18 protein-coding genes and 1 tRNA gene are annotated in these 22,863 nt (G+C 34.1%); 13 read left to right on the plus strand and 6 right to left on the minus strand.

The features are described 5' to 3' along the window. Positions 1-8: 8 nt before the first annotated feature. Entirely contained in the window at positions 9-1,955 is a 1,947-nt protein-coding gene (locus LNP27_RS03515; protein ID WP_229943130.1) for a S9 family peptidase, read from the plus strand. A 91-nt stretch (positions 1,956-2,046) separates the two neighbouring features. On the opposite strand, the gene LNP27_RS03520 is transcribed toward LNP27_RS03515, so the two are convergent. Beyond that, positions 2,047-4,110, minus strand: a complete 2,064-nt coding sequence (locus tag LNP27_RS03520; protein ID WP_229943131.1) for a M13 family metallopeptidase — start codon at positions 4,108-4,110, stop codon at positions 2,047-2,049. A 252-nt stretch (positions 4,111-4,362) separates the two neighbouring features. Here LNP27_RS03520 and LNP27_RS03525 point away from each other — a divergent pair, with 252 nt between their 5' ends. The 4 genes from LNP27_RS03525 to LNP27_RS03540 all read left to right on the plus strand — a co-directional run bounded on the left by LNP27_RS03525 (position 4,363) and on the right by LNP27_RS03540 (position 7,647). Then, on the plus strand, positions 4,363-5,028 hold the full coding sequence (locus LNP27_RS03525; protein WP_229943132.1) for an SCO family protein: 666 nt from the start codon (positions 4,363-4,365) through the stop codon (positions 5,026-5,028). A gap of 149 nt (positions 5,029-5,177) precedes the next feature. Then, the gene (locus tag LNP27_RS03530) at positions 5,178-5,420 is read left to right on the plus strand and encodes a FeoA family protein (protein WP_229943133.1); all 243 of its coding nucleotides are present in this window, start codon (positions 5,178-5,180) and stop codon (positions 5,418-5,420) included. After that, entirely contained in the window at positions 5,414-7,516 is a 2,103-nt protein-coding gene (feoB, locus tag LNP27_RS03535) for a ferrous iron transport protein B (RefSeq protein WP_229943134.1), read from the plus strand. Before LNP27_RS03530 ends, feoB begins: the two co-directional genes overlap by 7 nt. Before the next feature lie 5 nt (positions 7,517-7,521). Continuing rightward, on the plus strand, positions 7,522-7,647 hold the full coding sequence (locus LNP27_RS03540; RefSeq protein ID WP_428979009.1) for a FeoB-associated Cys-rich membrane protein: 126 nt from the start codon (positions 7,522-7,524) through the stop codon (positions 7,645-7,647). Here LNP27_RS03540 and LNP27_RS03545 read toward each other — a convergent pair. From LNP27_RS03545 to LNP27_RS03560, 4 genes are all read right to left on the minus strand, one after another. After that, positions 7,644-7,781, minus strand: a complete 138-nt coding sequence (locus LNP27_RS03545) for a hypothetical protein (RefSeq protein ID WP_229943135.1) — start codon at positions 7,779-7,781, stop codon at positions 7,644-7,646. The two genes, LNP27_RS03540 and LNP27_RS03545, sit on opposite strands and share 4 nt — an antisense overlap. A 341-nt stretch (positions 7,782-8,122) precedes the next feature. Further along, complete coding sequence (locus tag LNP27_RS03550; RefSeq protein WP_229943136.1) at positions 8,123-8,941, minus strand: ZIP family metal transporter; 819 nt, start codon at positions 8,939-8,941, stop codon at positions 8,123-8,125. Between the two features lie 2 nt (positions 8,942-8,943). Further along, positions 8,944-9,591 (minus strand): metal-dependent transcriptional regulator, encoded by a 648-nt coding sequence (locus LNP27_RS03555; RefSeq protein ID WP_229943137.1) that lies wholly within the window; start codon positions 9,589-9,591, stop codon positions 8,944-8,946. Positions 9,592-9,725: 134 nt separating this feature from the next. After that, positions 9,726-11,597 (minus strand): Nramp family divalent metal transporter, encoded by a 1,872-nt coding sequence (locus tag LNP27_RS03560; protein ID WP_229943138.1) that lies wholly within the window; start codon positions 11,595-11,597, stop codon positions 9,726-9,728. A 148-nt stretch (positions 11,598-11,745) separates the two neighbouring features. On the opposite strand from LNP27_RS03560, the gene LNP27_RS03565 reads away from it, so the two are divergent. The 5 genes from LNP27_RS03565 (at position 11,746) to LNP27_RS03585 (ending at position 16,561) form a co-directional block, all read left to right on the plus strand. Next, positions 11,746-13,953, plus strand: coding sequence for a TonB-dependent receptor (locus tag LNP27_RS03565; RefSeq protein ID WP_229944028.1), 2,208 nt, complete (start codon positions 11,746-11,748; stop codon positions 13,951-13,953). Then, positions 13,953-14,417 carry a thioredoxin family protein gene (locus tag LNP27_RS03570; RefSeq protein WP_229943139.1) on the plus strand — a complete coding sequence of 155 codons (465 nt, stop codon included), beginning with the start codon at positions 13,953-13,955 and terminating at the stop codon, positions 14,415-14,417. Before LNP27_RS03565 ends, LNP27_RS03570 begins: the two co-directional genes overlap by 1 nt. Positions 14,418-14,453: 36 nt before the next feature. Then, positions 14,454-15,605: a lycopene cyclase family protein gene (locus LNP27_RS03575; RefSeq protein ID WP_229943140.1), complete on the plus strand. Its 1,152-nt coding sequence runs from the start codon at positions 14,454-14,456 to the stop codon at positions 15,603-15,605. A gap of 109 nt (positions 15,606-15,714) precedes the next feature. Continuing rightward, the gene (locus LNP27_RS03580; protein WP_229943141.1) at positions 15,715-16,125 is read left to right on the plus strand and encodes a BrxA/BrxB family bacilliredoxin; all 411 of its coding nucleotides are present in this window, start codon (positions 15,715-15,717) and stop codon (positions 16,123-16,125) included. A gap of 109 nt (positions 16,126-16,234) precedes the next feature. Next, complete coding sequence (locus LNP27_RS03585; RefSeq protein ID WP_229943142.1) at positions 16,235-16,561, plus strand: 2Fe-2S iron-sulfur cluster-binding family protein; 327 nt, start codon at positions 16,235-16,237, stop codon at positions 16,559-16,561. A gap of 139 nt (positions 16,562-16,700) precedes the next feature. Here the strand turns inward: LNP27_RS03585 and LNP27_RS03590 are convergent, their stop codons facing one another. After that, the gene (locus LNP27_RS03590) at positions 16,701-17,768 is read right to left on the minus strand and encodes an NADH:flavin oxidoreductase/NADH oxidase (protein ID WP_229943143.1); all 1,068 of its coding nucleotides are present in this window, start codon (positions 17,766-17,768) and stop codon (positions 16,701-16,703) included. A 188-nt stretch (positions 17,769-17,956) separates the two neighbouring features. Here LNP27_RS03590 and rseP point away from each other — a divergent pair, with 188 nt between their 5' ends. The 3 genes from rseP (at position 17,957) to LNP27_RS03605 (ending at position 22,859) form a co-directional block, all read left to right on the plus strand. Continuing rightward, positions 17,957-19,300: an RIP metalloprotease RseP gene (rseP, locus tag LNP27_RS03595; protein ID WP_229943144.1), complete on the plus strand. Its 1,344-nt coding sequence runs from the start codon at positions 17,957-17,959 to the stop codon at positions 19,298-19,300. A gap of 138 nt (positions 19,301-19,438) precedes the next feature. Beyond that, positions 19,439-19,512 (plus strand) — tRNA-Asn (locus tag LNP27_RS03600). 566 nt (positions 19,513-20,078) lie between these two features. Further along, the gene (locus tag LNP27_RS03605) at positions 20,079-22,859 is read left to right on the plus strand and encodes a PAS domain-containing hybrid sensor histidine kinase/response regulator (RefSeq protein WP_229943145.1); all 2,781 of its coding nucleotides are present in this window, start codon (positions 20,079-20,081) and stop codon (positions 22,857-22,859) included. The last annotated feature ends 4 nt before the right edge of the window (positions 22,860-22,863 follow it).

The following is a 22,863-nucleotide window of genomic DNA, read 5'->3' on the forward strand; positions in this document are numbered from 1 at the left end:
AAAAAATTATGAAATTAAAAAATGCTCTTTTAGCAACTTCATTTCTAGCTTTGTTTATCGCGCACGCGCAGCAAAAGAAGGGTGTGGTAGTTCCTAATGAAAATTTAATTACAGAAAATATTGCCGAGATCCCAAAAGAACTTTCTAATGATGTTAAAAAATATTCTGAATCTAGAAGCGCTTCTTTAGCTGAAATTCATCCGTTGAAAAATGAAATTATCGTCAATACACGATTTGGTTCAACTTCGCAATTACACCATGTTTCACAAGTTATGGGAGCGAGAACGCAAATCACATTTTTTGATGAGCCTGTGAGTGCTGCTTCGTATGAGCCAACAAAAGGAGAATATTTAGTATATTCTAAAGACATTGGAGGAAATGAATTTGGTCAATTATTTAAACTTGATTTAAAAACCTTGCAATCAACACTATTGACCGATGGTGGAAGATCTCAAAACGGAGGAATCACGTGGCGCAAAGATGGCAAGGGATTTTATTACTCTTCCACTAAAAGAAACGGTGGTGATCGCGATATTTACTACATGGATCCTAACAATCCTAAAACTGAAAAATTAATTCTACAAGTAAAAGGTGGCGGCTGGGGAATTCAAGATATTTCACCTGACGGCAAGCAATTAGTAATTGGTGAATATGTTTCTATTAACGAATCGTACCTTTGGTTATTAGATATTGCAACCGGTAAATTAACCGAAATTAGCGATAGAAACAGCAAAGGAGTTTCGCAATCTGATGCGACTTTCTCGAATGTGCCAAATGAGATTTGGTTTCTAACTGACAAGGACAATGAATTTGAGCGTTTAGCATCAATGAACTTAAAAACTAAGAAAACAACTTATTACACTAGTACTATTCCCTGGAATGTAGAAAATTACGACGTATCCGAAGATAAAAAATCGATTGTTTTTATTACGAACGAAGCGGGTTTAAACAAGATGTATTTGATGAATACGGCGACAAAGGCCTACAAAGAAGTAAAAAATCTTCCTATTGGTTTGATAAGCGATGCTCGTTTTACAAAAAACAATCAGAATATTTTCTTCAATCAGTCAACAGCGCAATCTGCCTCTGATGTGTACCAATTAAATATACAAACAGGAAAAACAAATCGTTGGACAGAAAGCGAATTGGGCGAAATGCAAAAATCGGACATGTCTGTACCTAAATATGTCGAATGGAAAAGTTTTGATGATTTAAAAATATCCGGATTTTATTATCCTGCTTCGCCAAAATTTAAAGGAAAAAGACCTGTTATTATTATGATTCACGGTGGACCTGAAGGACAGTCGATGGCTTCATTTTTAGGTTCAAATAACTTTTACACCAGTGAAATGGGCGTTTCGTTACTATACCCTAATGTTAGAGGTTCCTCTGGTTTTGGAAAAACCTATTTAGCTAAAGACAACGGTTTTTTAAGAGAAGATTCAGTTAAGGATATTGGTGCTTTATTAGATTGGATTGCTAAACAACCTGAATTAGACAAAGACAAAATCATGATTATGGGAGGCAGTTATGGTGGCTATTTGACCTTGGCGACAGCCTTTCATTATGCAGATAAAATAAAATGTTCCGTTGATATTGTTGGGATTTCAAACTTCAATACATTTTTGAAAAACACTGAAGAATACCGTCGTGATTTGAGAAGAGCGGAATATGGTGACGAAAGAGATCCTAAAATGGCAGCGTTTTTCGACAAAATGGCACCGCTGAATAATACTGACAAGATAAAGAAACCAATGTTTATTATTCAAGGAACAAATGACCCAAGAGTCCCGGTGACCGAAGCTATGCAAATGCGTGATAAACTAAAAGCACAAGGAAATACAGTGTGGTATCTAGAAGCGAAAGATGAAGGACACGGATTCAAAAAGAAAGCTAATATTGATTACCAACGTTTGGCTGTTATTAGATTTATGGAAGAATATTTAGTGAAGTAATTGTCAACTCTTTATTATTGAAAACAGAAAAACCCATTCGCCGCGGCGAATGGGTTTTTCGTTATTATAAAAGTTCTGATTTAATGAAGTATTACCAGATTCTAACTCTTTTTTCTGGAGCAATGTACATTCCATCAGTTGCTTTAATATCAAAAGCTTTATAGAAATTATCTATGTTTTGCAACGGTACATAAGCACGGTACATTGCTGGAGAGTGCGGATCTGTTTTTACTTGGTTTTTCAACGCTTCGTCGCGCATTTTTGAACGCCAGATTGTTGACCAAGAAATAAAGAAACGTTGCTCTGGAGTATATCCGTCAATTAATCCTGGATTTCCATTTTCTTTTAAATACAATTGCAAACCATCATAAGCCGCATTTACACCACCTAAATCTCCAATATTTTCACCAAGAGTAAATTTACCATCAACAAAAGTTCCTGGTAAAGGCTCTAAAGCGCTGTACTGAGCAGCAAGTGCTCCCGTTAAGGCTGAAAATTGTTTCAAATCTTCGGCTGTCCACCAGTCTACTAAATTTCCATCAGCGTTGTAACGTGATCCTGAATCATCAAAACCATGAGAGATTTCGTGTCCTATAACACCACCTATTCCACCATAGTTCACCGCTTCATCAGCTTGGTAATTGTAAAAAGGTGGTTGTAAAATAGCTGCTGGAAATACAATTTCGTTATTGGATGGATTGTAATACGCATTCACAGTTTGTGGCGACATTCCCCATTTATCTTTATCAACTGGCTTCGTTAACTCAGCAATATTTTCGTTGAAACGCCATTGCGCCATGTTTTTAACATTGTCAAAATAAGTTCCACCTTCTTTTGGACTCTGAATAGTCAAAGCTGAATAATCTTTCCATTTGTCAGGATAACCAATTTTAATTCGTGATTTATGCAATTTAGCAACAGCACTAACCTTCGTTTCTGCCGACATCCAAGACAAGTTATTAATTCTGTTTTCGAACGCTAGAAAGATATTCTTGATCATTTTCTCCGCTTTAGCTTTGGCTTCAGCCGGAAACTTTTTCTCTACATATAATTTTCCAAGGGCTTCACCCATTGTTCCATTAATTGTTTGAAGCGCATTTTCATCACGAGGTCTTTGCTTCACAGCTCCTGTTAAAGTTTTTCCGTAAAAATCGAAGTTTGCATTTTCAACAGTAGTCGACAACTGGCTAGAAGCTCTGTTTAATAAACTCCAGCACATGTATGCTTTCCAATCGGCTACTTTATTTTCTTTAAAAATAGTTTCTAGCGCCGTCATGTATTTTGGTTGAGAAACGATAACCGTATCCACTTTTGCTAAACCAATTTTTGTAAAATAAGTATTCCAATTAATAGAAGGTGTCAATTTACTTAATTCAGCTAAAGTCATTGGGTTGTAGGACTTACGACGATCCCTGCGTTCCACTCTATCTAATCTTGGCTTAGACATTTCAGTTTCAAGTGCTAGAATTTTTTCTGCATTTGCTTTGGCAACAGCTGGTTTATCACCAAGAAATTGCAACATTTTAGCAACGTGTAAAACATACTTAGCACGTTTTTCTTTAGAATCCGCATCGTCAGAAACATAATAGTCTCTATCAGGTAATCCTACGCTTCCTGGACCTAAGTTAATCACATTTCTACTACTGTTTTTAGCATCAGTTCCTACTCCAGCACCAAAAAAGCCAATACCACCAAAAGGTTCCATTTCGATAAGTAAAGCCTCTAAATCCTTAGTGTTCTTAACGGCGTTAATTTTTGCTAAATACGGTTTTAAGGGAGCAATACCAGCTTTGTTTCTTGCTACAGTATCAAGAATAGTTAGATACAAATTGACTGCTTTTCCTTGATCCGTGTTTGATTTGTAAGCGGGATTCTTAGTCGCATCTTTTAAGATTTCCAAAGCATCAGCATCCGTTCTTTGACGTAATTCGTCAAAACTTCCCCATCGCGTTCTGTCATTTGGAATAGCGGTATTGTCCAACCAAGTTCCGTTCACATAGCGAAAGAAATCATTACTTGGTTTCACTTTTTTGTCCATATAGTTGACATTAATCCCAGGTTCCTTAGTTGAAGGGGCATTTTGGGCTTGACCCAAAGCAAAACCCATAATTGCAGGAATCACAAAAAGCAATTGCTTATTAGTTGTTTTTTTCATTTTTTATTAGTTATTCAGTTATTTTCACAAAGCTATTAATAAAATTTTTAATTTTTAAGTTAATATTTACTTTGAAATTATCCTATAGAAACTAATACCATGTGTTTGTACTACTTCTAAAAAGAAAGAGGAATAACTACCATTTTAAAAAAGGTGTTACAAAGCAAAAACTAAAAGTAAAAACGACTAAGAATATGTTAATTCAGCTAAAAAACATGGCAGGTTTTTGTATTTTTGCACCAAAATAGGATCATGTTCGAATTAATCAAAAAATACCGCATCTTTTTAGGAGTCTTCATCGTTTTTTCAGTAATCGTTTTGTCATTATTTTATTCTGCTTTAAAGCCACAAAAAACGCTTCCTATATATAATCCCGCTGATGTAAATCCTGAATTAGTTGATAGCACCGTGCAATATAAAAGCAAGTATCACACTATCGCTGATTTTTCATTTACCAATCAGAACGGGAAAACGATTACTCAAAAAGATTACGAAGGCAAAATATACGTTGCTGATTTTTTCTTTACCACTTGCCCCACAATTTGCCCAAAGATGACCGCAAATTTATCTGAAATTCAAGCGGCATTTGCTAATAATCCAAAAGTAAAATTACTGTCTCATACCGTATTTCCAGAAACCGATAGTGTTTCCGCTTTAAAAACTTACGCTATAGAACATAAGGTTGACGATAATAAATGGAACTTAGTCACTGGCGACAAAAAGGAAATTTACACTATGGCCAGAAAATCGTATTTGGCTGTAAAATTGGGAAAACCCAGTCAATTATATGACATGGTTCATACTGAAAACTTTGTTTTGGTAGACACTAAAAAACGAGTTCGTGGTTTTTATGACGGGACCAACAAAGAAGATATCAAACGATTAATTGAAGATATTACGTTCTTAGCCGCAGAATAAACACAAAATCCACATCTTGCTCTAAAGCAATTCACACTTTATATTCAAACAGTTTATTTATTATGATTTGGCATTTAAATGTGACATTTATCATTTGCCTTTGTTTTAAAATGTGTATTTTTGCAATATTAATTCAATCTAAATAAGCTTTGCATACCACAATACATTCTCTCAAAAAAGGCGAGCAAGCCATCATAAAAGATTTTGACATTGCTGTCGTTCCATTAAAATTATTGGAAATGGGCTGTTTGCCTGGCAATACAGTTGAATTACTTCAGATTGCTCCTTTTGGTGACCCTTTGTTTCTCAACATTAATGGTTCACATGTAGCTATTAGAGTAGAAACAGCAAAAGAAATTGAAGTTGACATTATAAAACTCAACTTATGGTAAGCAAACAAAACATCAATATTGCCCTAATTGGAAATCCAAATGTGGGTAAGACTTCCGTTTTTAATCAACTAACAGGTTTAAATCAACAAGTAGGGAATTATCCTGGTATTACTGTTGAAAAAAAGATTGGGTTTTGCAAATTACCTAATAATATCAAAGCAAATATCCTTGATTTACCTGGAACTTATAGCTTAAATGCAAGTTCAATTGACGAAAACGTAGTTATTGAATTATTACTTAATAAAAACGACAAATTATATCCAGACGTTGCATTAGTAGTTACAGATGTAGAGAATCTTAAACGAAATCTTTTGCTTTTTACGCAAATAAAAGATTTAGAAATTCCTACTATTTTAGTCATCAATATGGCTGACCGAATGAAGTTTAAAGGAATTTCACTCGACATCCCTTACCTTGAAGAACATTTAAAAACTAAGATCGCACTCATCAGTTCGCGAAAAGGTTTTGGAATTCAAGAGTTAAAAGAAATGATTATCACCTACAGAACTCTTTCAACAGAACCTTGTTTGAATGCTTCTGTAATTGAACCTGAATATTTTGATAGTTTGCGCAAGGCATTTCCTAATCAGTTATTGTATAAATTATGGTTAGTAATCACGCAAGATGTTAATTTCCTGAATTTAGATCGAAACGAAATACGAAGTTCATTTACTAAATCTCACTCTGATTTAAAGCGTTTACAACAAAAAGAAACCATCAAACGCTATCAATTCATTAATGATGTTTTGAAAGAAGGTTTAAAGATAGATACGTCCATTGCTAAGGATTACAGAAGTAAACTTGATCGCGTATTGACTCACAAAGTATGGGGATATGTAATTTTCTTTTTGATTTTGTTTGTCATTTTTCAATCTATTTTTGAATGGTCAACCATACCAATGGATTTTATTGATGCTAGTTTTGCGTCATTAAGTGCTTATGTAGCAGAGGAATTACCTGCTGGAGTTTTGACCGACTTAATTTCGCAAGGAATCATTCCGGGAATTGGAGGAATTTTGATATTTATACCACAAATTGCTTTCCTGTTTATGTTTATTTCCATACTGGAAGAAAGTGGATATATGAGCCGAGTAGTTTTCCTAATGGATAAAATCATGAGAAAATTTGGATTATCTGGTAAAAGTGTCGTTCCGCTTATTTCAGGAACAGCCTGTGCTATTCCTGCTATTATGGCTACACGAAATATCGAAAACTGGAAAGAAAGATTGATCACCATATTAGTTACCCCTTTTACAACGTGTTCAGCAAGATTACCTGTATATGCTATTATCATTGGATTGGTAATTCCAGACAAACATCTCTTTGGTTTTTTGAATATGCAAGGATTAACATTGATGTTATTGTACCTATTAGGTTTTGGAATGGCTATTTTCTCCGCTTACATTTTAAATAAAATCCTTAAAATAAAAGGAAAAACGTATTTCGTAGTAGAAATGCCTAATTACAAATTACCACTTTTCAAAAATGTTGGTATTAATGTAGTCGAAAAAACAAAAGCATTCGTACTTGGTGCAGGAAAAATCATCTTGGCTATTTCCATTGTATTGTGGTTTTTAGCTTCTTACGGACCGGGAAAAAACTTCAATAACGCGGAACAAATTGTTACTGAAAGTCATATGGACGCTCCTCTAAATCAACAAGATTTTGAAAACGCAGTTGCATCTCAAAAACTAGAGAACTCCTATATAGGAATTATGGGTAAAACCATCGAACCTGCTATTTCGCCATTAGGTTACGACTGGAAAATAGGAATTGCCATTATCAGCTCGTTTGCAGCGAGAGAAGTATTTGTCGGAACATTAGCAACGATTTACAGTGTAGGCGGAAGCGATAATGAAGTAACGATAAAAAACAGAATGGCTGCTGAAATTAATCCAGTAACGGGCCAAAAAGTATTTAATTTTGCGTCAGGAATATCACTACTTCTATTTTATGCTTTTGCGATGCAATGTGCTGGAACACTTGCTATTACTAAAAAAGAAACCAACTCATGGAAATGGCCTCTGGGACAATTGATATTAATGTCTGGATTTGCTTATATAGTCGCTTTGATTGCCTACCAAATTCTAAAATAACAATTATGTATCAAGAAATAATAGCCTTCGCTATACTTGGAATAGCCATTGCTTTTCTAGTCAAAAAATTCTTTTTCAAAAGTAAAAAATCCGACAAAGACTGTGGGAGTGGCTGTGGAAGCTGCGGTTAATTGTATTTCATGTAACCAATTTTTAAATAATAATCTTTTGGTTTAATAACCTTTCCCACATGCGGATGTGGCTCAATAGTTAAACTATTAATTGCTCTTTGGCTTTCATCTAAATAAGGAGTAATCCACTTCAAATTTACTGTATCATTATTCGTAGAAAAGACTAACTTTTTGTCTTCAATAAATTCTGAATCTTTATAAACTGAAACTACAGCATAAACTTCACCTGCCCAAATACAAGTTACTCCTTACGGGCAGCGGGAATCTGCTAACATTTCCTTCAATACTAACTTGTATCCTTTTCCTTTAAAACAACTGTTTTGTTTTACTTTACTGTAATATTGAGTTGTTATTTTTTGCGCGAAAGCGAAGCTACTTAACAATATAAGTAATACCGTAAATACTTTTTTCATTGCTGATTTTTAAATCTAATGATAAATATACGCTTTTCTCGCTTTTGAAAACAAATATAAACTTATCCCAAAGCTACGTCTAGTACCATCATAATAATGAAACCTCCAATAAATCCGATCGTCGCAATATCAGTGTTTTTATCTTGTTGTGTTTCGGGAATTACTTCTTCAATCACTACAAAAATCATGGCGCCTGCAGCAAAAGCTAAAGCATAAGGTAAAATGGGCGTAAAAAAAGTCACCGCAAAAGCTCCTAAAACAGCAGCTATAGGTTCAACTATTGCCGAAGATTGTCCGTACATAAAACTTTTCCATCTGCTCATTCCCATTCTTCGTAATGGCATGGCAACAGCAATTCCTTCTGGAAAATTCTGAATCCCAATTCCAATAGCCAAAGTTACTGCTCCAGCAATAGAAGCTTCTGGAATTCCAGCGGCTACACCTCCAAAAAGAACTCCAACGGCTAATCCTTCTGGGATATTATGCAAGGTAATTGCAGAAACTAGTAAAGTGGTGCGTTGCCAAGGCGATTTGATGCCTTCGCTCACTTTAAAATTAATATGTAAATGAGGAAGCACTTTGTCAATTCCAAAAATGAAAAGTGCGCCAAGAAAAAAACCAATCGCGGCGGGCATCACTTTAGCAAAACCTTCGCCTCCTGTCATTTCTATGGCTGGAGCCAATAAACTCCAAAAACTAGCGGCGACCATAACGCCACCCGTAAAACCAAGCATTCCATCAAGAAAAGTTCTGTTCATGGTTTTGAACATAAAAACAAATGAGGCACCTAATGCGGTTAGAAACCAGGTAAATAAACTCGCATATAATGCCGCTAAAATGGGGTCGATACTGCTAAAATAGTCGATTACAGATTGAAACATGTTTATTGAATGTATATATTACTAGCTATTTTATTTGAAATCATTATTTCTTTGCTTCCAACGCGAATTCTATAGGACGAATCAAAACTTTCCTTTTCTAAAATCTGTATTTGCGACCCTAATGCTATTTCTTGTTTGTCTAAATATTGTAGAAAATCAGATGAAGTGTCTTTGACACCCACACAAATTCCAGCTTGATTTTTCTCTAACTCCGAAAGTAATCGTTTTTCAATTTTTACAATCCTCCCATTAGCGTCTGGGATAGGATCTCCATGCGGATCTTCAGTTGGATTGCCTAGAAAATCATCCAATCTATTAATTAATTTCTCGGATTTTATATGTTCTAATTGTTCTGCTACATCATGAACCTCATCCCAAGAAAAGTCTAATTTTTCTACTAAAAAACATTCCCAAAGTCGGTGCTTTCTAACAATCATTTTTGCCGCAAGTTGTCCTTTTTCAGTCAGAGAAACTCCTTGATATTTTATGTAATTAATCAAATCTTTTTCGGCTAATTTCTTCAGCATATCAGTAACAGATGATGCTTTAGTTTCCATTTTTTCAGCAATAGCATTGGTGCTAATGGCTAATTCTGAAACTGAAGTAAGATGATATATAGTCTTGAGGTAATTTTCTTCTGAATAAGTCATTTGAGTGAATATTTTTAATTTCTGATTTTTAAATTATGATTTACGAATTGCGCTACCACTACAAACCATAAATACTCTTTTATGGTAAAAAAACTCTGTTTTATTCCTACTAATTAATTTGATTCATCTAAAAATTAATTTTTGACAATTAATAACGGAATAAAAATTTTATGTCTCAATTTATTTACCGTCGTTCCAAAAATTAAATCCTTAAATCCAGTGTGACCGTGCGTTCCCATTACCAAAATATCAAAATTTGCTTCATTAATAATCGTTGGAATTACTTTCGATGGATCACCAAATCCTAATTTTGTGGTAACCCTGAAACCTTTCTCGGATAGCATTTCTTTGTATTCATTTAATAGTTTTTCATCAATCAATGTTTCGTGATCGTCTATTCTTTCTCCAAAAATCATTGCTCCTACCGTTTCTACAATATGAATTAAAGTGTATTCGGCTGTTTTTCCTCCCAACTTAAAAGCGGTATTCAAAGCCATTTCATCAGAGTCAGAGAAATCTACAGTGACGGCAATGTTTTTATGAGTTAAGGTAATCGATTCTTCAAACTTTAATTTCAAATTATGGGGTGAATGGTTTTGAATATCAATTTTAGATTTTGAAACGAAAGGTTTTAAAATAATATATAGCAGCAATATTAAAAAAGCGAATGCCAAAGGAACAACTGTCAACCAAAGAATAATTGGATTTTCAGAAGCTTCTAACCAACCTCCTATTTCGTCATAAACTAATTTTATATTGAGCGATACAATTATTAAAGCAACGGTCCAACCCGCAATTTGAGTCATTCGACTGATATGAAATCCCTTCATTTTTGTTTTATCACTTACAAAATGAATCAATGGAATAATGGCAAAACCCAATTGTAAACTTAAAATGACTTGACTAAAAATGAGTAATTTTCCAGTTACACCTTCACCAAAAATACTAATTACAATTACTGCAGGAACAATTGCTATCAATCGAGTGATAATTCTGCGCACCCACGGCTGAATCCTTAAATTAAGATAGCCTTCCATTACAATTTGTCCGGCTAATGTTCCAGTAACCGTGGAGCTTTGTCCGGCTGCAATCAATGCAACAGCAAATAATATGGGCGCCCATTTGGTTCCTAGCAGCGGTGCTAAAAACTTATGTGCATCTTGAATTTCTGCTACTTCATGCATACCACTTTTATAAAAGGTGGCTGCTGCCAAAATTAAAAGGGCTGCATTAACAAGAAATGCTAGGTTTAACGCAATCGTCGAATCAATAAAATTATATTTAATCGCTTGTTTAATTCCTTTTGGCGTTCTATCGAATTTCCTGGTTTGTACCAATGAAGAATGCAAGTATAAATTGTGTGGCATCACGGTAGCACCAATAATTCCAATTGCGATATACAGCGCCGCTTCATTAGGCATAGAAGGAATTAACCCGTATAAAACTTTATCTAATTCTGGTTGTGCAAAAAACATTTCGAAAACAAATGAAACTCCAATTATCAAAACCAAAACAATGATAAAGGCTTCCATTTTACGAATCCCTTTATTGATAAGAAATAACAGTAGAAAAGTATCTAAAACCGTAATAATAACGCCTTCAATTAACGGAATATCAAACAAAAGATTAATACCAATTGCCATTCCTAAAACCTCTGCAAGATCACAAGCAGCAATAGCAATTTCGGCCAGAAAATAAAGAATATAATTGATAAATTTAGAGTAAGTTGCTCGCGAAGCTTGCGCTAAATCAAGCTGAGTAACTATTCCTAAACGGGCACTAAAACTTTGCAATAACAAAGCCATAATATTACTCATCAATAAAACCCAAAGTAAAGCATAACCAAACTGGCTTCCTCCAGCAATATCCGTTGCCCAGTTTCCCGGATCCATATATCCTACACTAATCAAATAAGCCGGTCCAAAAAAAGCAAGTATTTTTCTGAAAACTGATTTCTTGTTTTGTGTGGAAACTGATCCGTGAACCTCTTCTAATGATTTACCCATCATCAACTATTTGAAGCAAATATAATTATGTTTTTTTGCTTTATCAAATATAATTTTTAGATTTGTCTAAACTTTAAATTAACCAACAACTAAAAATTATATTTTGAAAAATCTACATCTGTTTTTTTGCCTACTTTTTAGTGTCATAATGACAAGTCAAACGACCATAAAAGGAACAGTTTCTGCAGATGGAATGCCTTTGCCGCTAGCAAATGTTCTAGTTAAAACTTTAAAAAAATCAACAATAACTAATTCAGAAGGGACTTTTACTCTTAAAAACATTTCGAATGGGACTTATGAAATACAGGTTTCTTACACTGGATTTCAATCCCAAACAAAAAACTTCACAGTTAATGATAGCACAGAAGTAAACCTCAGTTTTGATTTAAAAGAAAACAATACTTTAGACGAAGTCGTTATTACAGGAACTCTAAAACCCGTATCGCGCCTAGAAAGCTCCGTTCCTGTAGAAGTGTATAAACCTATTTTCTTCAAGAAAAATCCCACGGCAAATATTTTTGAAGCCTTGCAAAACATCAACGGTGTACGGCCCCAACTGAATTGTAATGTTTGCAACACTGGTGACATTCATATCAATGGTCTCGAAGGGCCTTACACTTTAGTTTTAATTGACGGAATGCCCATTGTAAGCGGACTTTCAACCGTTTATGGGCTTTCTGGAATTCCAAATTCTTTATTGGAACGAATCGAAATTGTAAAAGGTCCTGCCTCTTCTTTGTACGGAAGCGAAGCTGTGGGCGGTTTAATAAATATCATTACTAAAAACCCTAAAAATGCTCCTGTATTTTCTGCTGATTCCTTCATAACTAATTGGGGCGAACTCAATGTAGACTTAGGTTTTAAAGCGAATGCCACTAAAAACATTTCGTTATTAACCGGAATTAACTATTTCAATTACAGCAATCCTATTGACAACAACAACGATAATTTTACCGATTTAACGCTACAAGACCGAATCTCCGTTTTTCAAAAATGGAATTTTAATCGCAAAAACAATAAGCAATTTTCACTGGCAGGACGATATTTTTATGAAGATCGCTGGGGCGGTGAAATGCAGTGGAAAAAAAAACACCGAGGCGGAAATCAGGTATATGGTGAAAGCATTTACACCAAAAGATGGGAACTACTTGGCACTTATGAATTGCCTATCGTTGAGAAAATATTATTCTCTTTTTCGTATACCGATCACGATCAAAATTCAGTTTATGGCGACATTCCCTACCTAGCCAAACAGCGCATCGGTTTTGGACAATTGACTTGGGACAAAACTTTAAATAATCACGATTTACTTTTTGGAACTGCATTGCGTTATCAGTATTACGATGATAATACGACAGCTACCGTCAAGGAAGATGTAAATTGGATTCCGAGTTTTTTCGTTCAAGATGAAATTACCTTAAATGAAAATCACAAACTACTTCTAGGCGCACGATACGATTACAACCGCAATCATGGTAACATTTTTACTCCAAGATTAGCGTATAAATGGAAATTGAATGACAATAATATTCTGCGTTTCAATACTGGAACCGGTTTTAGAATTGTGAATCTTTTTACAGAAGAGCATGCAGCGTTAACAGGGTCTCGGGATGTAATCGTATTGGAGGAACTTAAACCTGAACGCTCGCTTAATGCCAACTTAAATTATTTGAAGAAGATTTACGCTAAAAATGGCACGTTTATCGGAATCGAAAGTACGGCTTGGTACACTCGTTTTAGCAATTCTATTATTCCTGATTACGACACAAATCCAAATCAAATTATTTACAAAAACCTAGACGGTCGTGCGGTTACCAAAGGAATTAGCGCTAATGTTGATTTGGTTTTCAACAATGGTTTAAAAATGATTCTTGGAGCTACTTATATGGATGTTTCCAAAATAGAAAACAACATCACAACGAAACAAATTCTGACGGAACAATTCTCTGGAACCTGGGCAATTTCGTATCGCATCAACAACTTATTTTTAGATCTGGATTACACTGGAAATGTTTATGGCCCAATGCGTTTGCCATTATTAGGTGCTTTGGATCCAAGAAAAGAGTACTCACCAACTTGGAGCATTCAAAACATACAATTCACTTTCAACAAATTTAAAAATATTGAAATTTACGCTGGAGTAAAAAATCTTTTAAATTGGACGCCAAATAAAGGAAACCCATTTATTATAGCAAGAGCAAATGATCCTTTTGACAAAAACGTACAATATGATGCTAGTGGAAATGTACTCGCAACAGCCGACAATCCATATGCATTATCATTTGATCCAAGTTATGTATATGGTCCCAATCAAGGAATTAGAACTTTTATAGGATTGCGATACACGCTGAAATAATGAGAAAAATAATTTACATCATACTCTTTTTTCTTTGGGCAATTCCTTCGGGTTTTGCTCAATTGAAAACGTATTCTTTTGAAGAAGTAGTGCAATTATCTAAAGAAAACCCAAAACCCATTGTGGTCTTTACACACACTAATTGGTGTAAATATTGTAAAATAATGGAACATGTGACTTTTAAAGATTCTCGAATTATCGCTACATTAAATGAAAATTTTTATTTCGTTTCATTTGATGCCGAAACTAAAAAAGACATCATTTTTAATAATCATACATTTCAATTTCAACCCAACGGAACAAATACTGGAATTCACGAATTGGCGATAGCATTAGCAACTATAGAGAATCAAATTGTCTATCCAACATTGACGATTCTCGAATCTGACAACTCCATTTTATTCCAGCAAGCTTCGTTTATTTCGGCGAAAGCCTTAGGACGCATTCTTGACAAACTGAAATAATTGCCTATTTTTGGAGATGATTACGCTACAAATACTATGAAACATTACGATTACATTTTTACAGGCACTGGCTTAGCAGCTTTAATGACGGTTTATAAAATGATCGAATCAGGAAAATTTGCTGATCGATCTATTTTGTTAATCGATGAAAGCACAAAAAAAGAGAATGATAGAACGTGGTGTTTCTGGGAGCAAAAACAATCCAAGTGGGAAAATAGTATCTCAAAAAAATGGGATTCAGCTTTGTTTGCTAATGCTGAATTTAGTCGGGATCTTGATCTAAAACCATATCAATACAATATGGTAAAGGGATTGGATTTTTACAATCAAGTATTTGCACTGCTTTCGAAACAAGCAAACATTACTTTTCTAAACGAAAAAGTGACTGACATTAATGAACTCGAAAATCATGTTTTTGTAGCAACGCCTTCAGAAAGTTTTACTTGTAGCAAAGTAATCAACAGTATTTACAGAAAATCAGAAGTGGAAAACCAAACTAATTACCCGCTTTTGCAACAGCATTTTATCGGTTGGTTTATAAAATCTAAAGAAGCAGTTTTCAACGCCCAGCAAGCCACTTTTATGGATTTCTCTGTCGAACAAAGAGGAAACACAAGATTTATGTACGTTTTGCCTACTTCGTCAACGGAAGCTTTGTTAGAATATACGCTGTTTTCGGCTAAATTATTACCAAAAGAAGAATACGAAAACGAGATTGGCAAGTACATTCAAAAACTTGGAATTACAGACTACAACATCACCGAGAAAGAACAAGGCAGCATTCCGATGAGTTGCTATCCTTTTTGGAAAAAAAATACTGAAAAAGTTTTGAATATAGGAACAGCAGGCGGTTGGACCAAAGCTAGTACAGGTTACACTTTTAAAAGTTCGGATAAAAAATCAACAGAATTAGTCGCTTTTTTAGAAAAAGAAACAGACTTTAGAAAATTTCATAAAATAACCAAATTTTGGTTTTATGACTTGTTGCTATTAGATATTTTGGACAGAAAAAATGAATTAGGAGCATCGATATTTTCGTCTCTTTTCAAGAAAGGAAGTCCGGCTTTAATTTTTAAATTTTTAGATGAAGAAACTACTTTCGCCGAAGATCTTAAAGTGATTTGGAAATGTCCTAAAATGCCTTTTATAAATGCTTTAATGCGTTCAGGCAGACACTTATTTCAATAACGAAATCAATGCCTATCAAACAATAACAAAACTTTATACTACAAATAATAGAGTTCTTTTTAAACTTCGTAACTTTGCTAGATAAAATTAATATTTAAAATACAACGATATGTATCCAGAAGAAATGGTAATGCCAATGCAAGCGGAATTAACGTCGGCAGGTTTTCAAGATTTACATAGTGCTGAGGCAGTAGATAATGCAATAAAAGCAGAAGGAACAACTTTAGTAGTAGTGAATTCAGTTTGTGGTTGTGCAGCAAGAAACGCACGTCCGGGAGCAAAAATGAGTTTAGAAGGTGCTAAAAAACCAGATCATTTAATCACGGTTTTTGCAGGTGTTGATAAAGATGCAGTTGATGCAGCGAGACAACACATGTTCCCTTTTCCTCCCTCTTCTCCATCTATGGCATTGTTCAAAAACGGTGAATTAGTTCATATGTTAGAGCGTCACCATATTGAAGGCCGTCCAGCTGAAATGATTGCTGAAAACTTGAAAGATGCTTTCAACGAGTATTGCTAAGATTCTTGCTTAGGCAAAATAAATAAAATAATTATTTACCGCTGATTCGCTGATTTACTATTTAAAATCTGCGAATTAGCGGTTTTCTTTTTTATAAATACGATACATTTTGACCAAAAACACAATCCAATTTACGGTTATTGAAAACGGTAATTCACAACTAATCGAAACCTATCCAAGTAGCCATCCTAATTTGATGTTTTTGTTAAGGGACACTCTTGGTTTAGATAGTTTTGGTGAATGTGGCGGTGTAGGAAGATGCGCTACTTGTGTCATAAACGCAGAAGGAATTACTGGAGATTCTTTTATAAAAGAAAGAAACGAACCCACCACTTTAAAAAAAATGGGTTACGAAGAAGAATCGACACGTCTTAGTTGTCAACTCTATATTACTCCTGATTTAGATGGCGCCACAATTACTATTTTAGATTTGTAAAAGCATTCACTTTGCATTCTACTGGTAAATTTAAACCACATAGAATAATAGGTTTGCGAAAAGAGTTTTGCTTTAATTAAAAACGCAACAATTACTTTTTCCAATGATTCTATGTAGTAAAAAAAACTAAAATTTCTGTTTAGATTTTAGCTCTTTCGTATTGTTTTGGCCAAGTAACATCAGCCTCTAATTCATGAGCAAATGTTAATCCTAAATTTGGATTTCTTAGTGATTCTCTAGCGATCAAAACTAAATCTGCTTTGCCTGAAACGACAATCTCTTCAGCTTGTTTAGCATCGGTAATTAGACCTACTGCTCCAGTTAAAATTCCCACTTCTTTTTTAATGCTTTCGGCAAAAGGAACTTGGTAATTAGGCCCTAAAGGAATTTGCTGGTGTGAAACGGCTCCGCCTGAAGAGACATCAATTAAGTCTACCCCTTTTTCCTTTAGTATTTTCGAAAGTTGTATTGATTCTTCAAGATCCCATCCGCCTTCAGCCCAATCTGATGCTGATATTCTTACGAACAAAGGCAAGTTTTCAGGCCATTCTGATTGAACCGCTTCTACTACTTGAAGTGTTAACCGAATTCGATTTTCAAAACTTCCGCCATATTCATCTGTTCGAATATTAGACAATGGCGACATGAACTGATGTAATAAATAACCATGTGCAGCATGAATTTCGACAACCTGATAACCCGCTTCAAGAGCTCTTTTAGTAGCTGCTTTAAAATCAGCAATTACTTTTTGTATTCCATTATTATCCAATGCTATAGGTGCTTTTTCATTGTCATGATAGGCAATTGCGCTTGGAGCAACGGTATCCCAACCGCCATTTTCATGGGCTACTTTTCGACCGCCATTCCATGGTGCCGCAGCACTGGCTTTTCGTCCGGCATGAGCTAGTTGGATTCCGGGAACTGAATTCTGACTTATAATAAATTGAGTGATTTGTTTCAGTTTATCAATTTGCTCATTATTCCAAAGCCCTAAATCCTCAGGTGAAATTCGACCTTCAGGAGAAACAGAAGTCGCCTCTTGAATAATTAATGCCGCACCGCCACTGGCCCGACTTCCTAAATGTACAAGATGCCAATCATTAGCAAAACCATCTGTTGCGGAATATTGGCACATAGGTGAAATTGCAATTCTATTTTTAAGTGTGATACTCTTAATCGAAAGAGGGGAAAATAATTCTGAAGCCATAAAGATAATTTTAAAGTAAAAAACAACGAAAAAATTGTTTGTGAACGTAAAGTTAACTGTCTGTGATTAAAGGAAGGATTGAATTTCTAATAATTAACAAACTTTTAAAACCCTATGGAATAATTAATGTAAATTAAACAAATAGAAAACCTTACTTTTGTGAGTTGTAAAAGAACTAAAATTAAACAATGGACATATTTATTAAGCTTTCTCAATTTTTATTGAGTTTATCATTACTTATTATACTTCACGAATTAGGGCATTTCATTCCTGCTAAATTATTCAAAACTAGAGTCGAAAAATTTTACTTGTTTTTTGACGTTAAATATTCCCTTCTAAAAAAGAAAATTGGCGAAACTGAATATGGTATTGGTTGGTTGCCTCTAGGTGGTTATGTGAAAATATCTGGGATGATAGACGAAAGTATGGACAAGGAGCAGATGGCTTTGCCGCCAAAACCTTGGGAATTTCGTTCGAAACCAGCGTGGCAACGTTTGATTATCATGTTAGGTGGTGTTACGGTAAACTTTATTTTGGCTTTCATTATTTACATCGGAATGGCATATGCGTATGGCGACACTTTTGTGAAAAATGAAGATATTAAAGACGGCTATTTGATTGAGAACCCAGCGATGCTTAAAGCTGGTTTTCAAACAGGAGACAAAATTATTGCTATTGATGGAAAAACGGTCGAAAATTTTGACAACGACATGAACATGAATATTGTCATGGCAAAAACAGTGGTGATTGAGAGAAATGGTACGCAAAAAACGATTCAAATTCCTAATGATTTTGTAGATCAATTGTCTAAACACGAAAAAGGACTTCTAGCCTCTGTTCGTATGCCTTTTGCTGTGGGTAAACTTACTGAGGACTCACCAAACACCAATTTGCAGCAGAAAGATGTAATTCTAAGTTTAAATGGGCAACAAACTAAGTATTTTGATGAAGCACAAGTTGTTTTAGAACAAAATAAACTAAAAACCATTCCTGCGAAAATACTACGTGACCAAAAAGAAATGACTGTTAATGTCAAAGTAGATAAGGATGGCAAACTTGGTGTATACCCTAGTAATTTAGGAATGGCATCCTTAGAAAAATTAGGTTATTACAAAATAAGTACTAAAAATTATAGTTTGTTAGAATCGATTCCGGTTGGAATTGAAAAAGGGAAAGATCAGCTAATTGGTTACGGCAAACAATTGAAGATGATTTTTAACCCTGAAACCAAAGCGTACAAGCAAGTAGGAGGTTTTAAGGCCATCTTCGACATTTTTCCGAGTACTTGGAGCTGGGAAGTTTTTTGGAGCATCACCGCTTTGCTTTCGATTATGCTTGGTGTAATGAACTTATTACCTATTCCTGCACTAGATGGTGGTCATGTTATGTTTTTATTATACGAAATCATTAGCGGTAGAAAACCGAGTGACAAATTCCTAGAGAATGCGCAAATGGTTGGTTTTGTTTTACTTATAACACTATTACTATTTGCTAACGGAAACGATATTTACAAAGCAATTGTAGGCAGATAAAAAAAATAAAAAAAAGTTCGGTTTTTATTTGCACAAACCAAATGATAGCCTATCTTTGCACCGCTTTAAAGATGTAACGCACATCACGATAAAGCACATTAAAACGTTCATTCCTTAATAGAATAAAAATACACAGTTTCCTTCTTAGCTCAGTTGGTTAGAGCATCTGACTGTTAATCAGAGGGTCCTTGGTTCGAGCCCAAGAGAGGGAGCTTTTTAAAAAGACTTTACAGCAATGTAAGGTCTTTTTTGTTTTTAGGCTATAGCGAAATCAGTGCTTCACGCTATTTTACTATAAAAGGAGAAGATTTGTCATTTTACAACTTTGACAGGTTTTTTTAAAAAAAGGTAACACATTAGGTAATATCTATTTTTTCAAAAGGTAACACTTTTTTATACCACCAATTTAAGGGATTAAAAAAAACATGCAAAACAAGGGGAAGTTAGGTAATCATTAAAAGTTTAAAAACGGGGTTGTTTACATCGAAAAACTTAGAATAATCATCACAGAAAACTTTTTAAATCTACCTTAGCTTTTAACCGACAACAAAATAAATCCTTAAAAAAATTCCCTCTTTTTCACCTAAATATTTTTCTAAATATATTTTGATTGAATAAAAAAACAAGGACTACTAATTTTTTGTAAATTTGATTATTAGTTTCTTAATTTAATTCTGAAACTAGATAACATACGCCAAATTTATACTAAATAAATTCTTAGCTAAAGAATATTGCTATTTATGAATACTAGAGTTTCTGGTTGAAATACCTTTAAAGTATGAGTGAAAATATAAATCACGCGCAAGACAATCATCAATCACAAGAGGAATTCCTAGCTAACGGATTCTTATCTAAAAAAGAGGCATTCGTTTTGAAACTTCAACAAGAGATTGAAGCACTTAAACTTGAACTCAAATTACAAAAAAATATACATCAAGAAACGCCACTACTTAATTCAATCTCCATTGGAAACTTTATACTAGGACGAGACGGAATTATACATAAAGTCAATCAATACGGTGTAAAAATATTCAACAACAGAACTACTGACTTAGTCAACACTAATTTTAATAGTTATATTTCTGCAGAAAGCCAAATTGATTTTTTCAATTTTTTCGAAAAATTAAAGGGCACTAATAAAAATCAGAAATGTGAAATTCAACTTTCTTTAGCCAATAAAATTAAAAAATTTGTTCGTATTGAAGGGACATTTGTTCCTGCTGAGATGAAATATCTACTATATGTAATTGATATTTCTAAACTAAAAATCATTGGAGATGAATTATCACAATCTAAAATAGAAAATAGTGCGATAGTTAAGGCATTCAAACATATTGTATTTCGAGTAAACAATGAAGGTGTAATTCTGAGTTATCGATCTCCAAATAAAGAATTACTTTTTGATCAACCTGAAAATTTTTTAAGTAAAAAAGTTGGAGATGTATTACCTAAACACATTGGAACGCTACTTGAAGATGCAATCAAAAGAGCTTTTCAAAAAAGCAAATGCATACGTATAGAATATTCATTAATGTTAGAAAGTGGCGAACATTATTTTGAATCCCGCGTCATCCCTATCAATAATAATGAAGTTTTAATTTTTGTAAATGATATTACTTCACGTAAAAAAGAGGAATTTGAACTCATTGCTGCTGAAAAAAGAGCACAAGAAAATGAAACTCGCTTTAAAGCATTACATAACGCATCGTTTGGCGGAATAGCTATCCACAATAATGGAATTATACTAGAATGCAATCAAGGTTTATGTGATATGACGGGATATTCCTTAGATGAATTAATAGGTATGGATGGTTTAAAATTAATTGCTGAAAGTTCTAGAGAGCAAGTTATAAAGCATATACAGGGAGGCTATGAAAAGGCATATGAAGCGTTTGCAGTTCGTAAAAATGGGGAGCAATTTCCAATCAGGCTAGAAGCTAGAAATGTACCCTATAAAGGTGAAATTGTTAGAACAGTCGAATTTCGTGACATCAGTGATCAAAAAAAAGTAGAGAAAGAAATCCTTAAAGCAAAAGAACTGGCGCAGAGGAATGAAACCTTCTTTAATGCAATTCTTAACCATATGGGTGATCCGGTTTTTGTAAAGGATCATGCAAGTAGATTGTTTTTGGTCAATGATGCTTTTTGTGAATTTTTTGATGTTAAAAGAGAGTGTGCGATTGGTAAAACACTTAGCGAATATGTTTCCGTTCAAGAAAGAGAAACATTCCTGAGAATTGACAATCAAGTACTAGCTGATGGAAAAGAAAATATAAGTGAAGAAACGCTCACCTTCGTTGGTAAAGAATCTAAAACTATTTCTACTAGAAAAACACGCTTTTTAGATTATGATGGTACAAAATATCTTATCGGTATTATTCGAGATATTAGCAATCGTAAAAAGGTAGAAATTGAATTGCTGAATGCCAAAGAAAAAGCGGAACAAGCTGACCAATTAAAATCAGCATTCTTAGCCAATATGAGTCATGAAATTAGGACTCCTATGAATGGAATATTAGGTTTTGCAGAGTTGTTGAAAGGACCAAACCTCACTGGTGCAAAACAACAAGAATACATCAATATTATTGAGGAAAGCGGCGAAAGGATGCTTAATATTATTAATGATATTATTAGCATTTCTAAAATTGAAGCTGGATTAATGGAAGTGCATAATCAGTATTCTAATATAAATGAACAGGTTGAATATATTTATAATTTTTTCCTTCCTGAAGCGGTCAAAAAAGGTTTGAATTTGAGTCATCACAATTCATTACCGCTTGATGAAGCAAACATAACAACTGACCGTGAAAAATTATTTGCAATACTCACTAATCTTGTAAAAAATGCCATTAAACATACTGAGAAAGGTAGCATTGATTTTGGATATACTATAAAAGACACCGATATCATTTTTTATGTTAAAGATTCGGGAATTGGCATCCCTGATAATCGTAAAGAAGCTGTTTTTAAACGATTTATCCAAGCTGACATTACTAACAAGATGGCATTGCAAGGTGCTGGTTTAGGACTTTCAATCTCTAAAGCTTACGTAGAAATGCTTGGAGGAAAGCTTTGGCTTGAATCACAAGAAGGACTAGGGAGTACATTTTATTTTACACTTCCCTATTTTAGAAATAGTGGAACTGCGCAACATATAAAAGCTAAGGAGACAACTACCAAAGAAGAAGTTTTAAAAAACAAATTAAAAATTCTAATTGCTGAGGATGATAAAATCTCTGAATTACTTATTTCTCTTGCTGTTAAAAATTTAGTAAGCGAAATTGTGTATGCTAAAAATGGGATAGAAGCGATTGATTCTTGCAAAAATAATCCAGATATCGATTTAATATTAATGGACATGCAAATGCCAAAAATGGATGGACAAGAGGCTACCCAAAAAATTAGAAAATTCAACAAAGATATAATTATCATAGCTCAAACGGCAAATGCGCTCTCTAACGAAAGTGAAATTATGCTCGAAGCAGGATGCAATGACATTATTTCAAAACCCATTCAGATTGAAGAATTAAAACGATTAATTAGTAGACATTTTAAATAAATAA

It is taken from the genome of Flavobacterium galactosidilyticum, from assembly GCF_020911945.1.
In the GTDB taxonomy this organism is placed as follows: domain Bacteria; phylum Bacteroidota; class Bacteroidia; order Flavobacteriales; family Flavobacteriaceae; genus Flavobacterium; species Flavobacterium galactosidilyticum.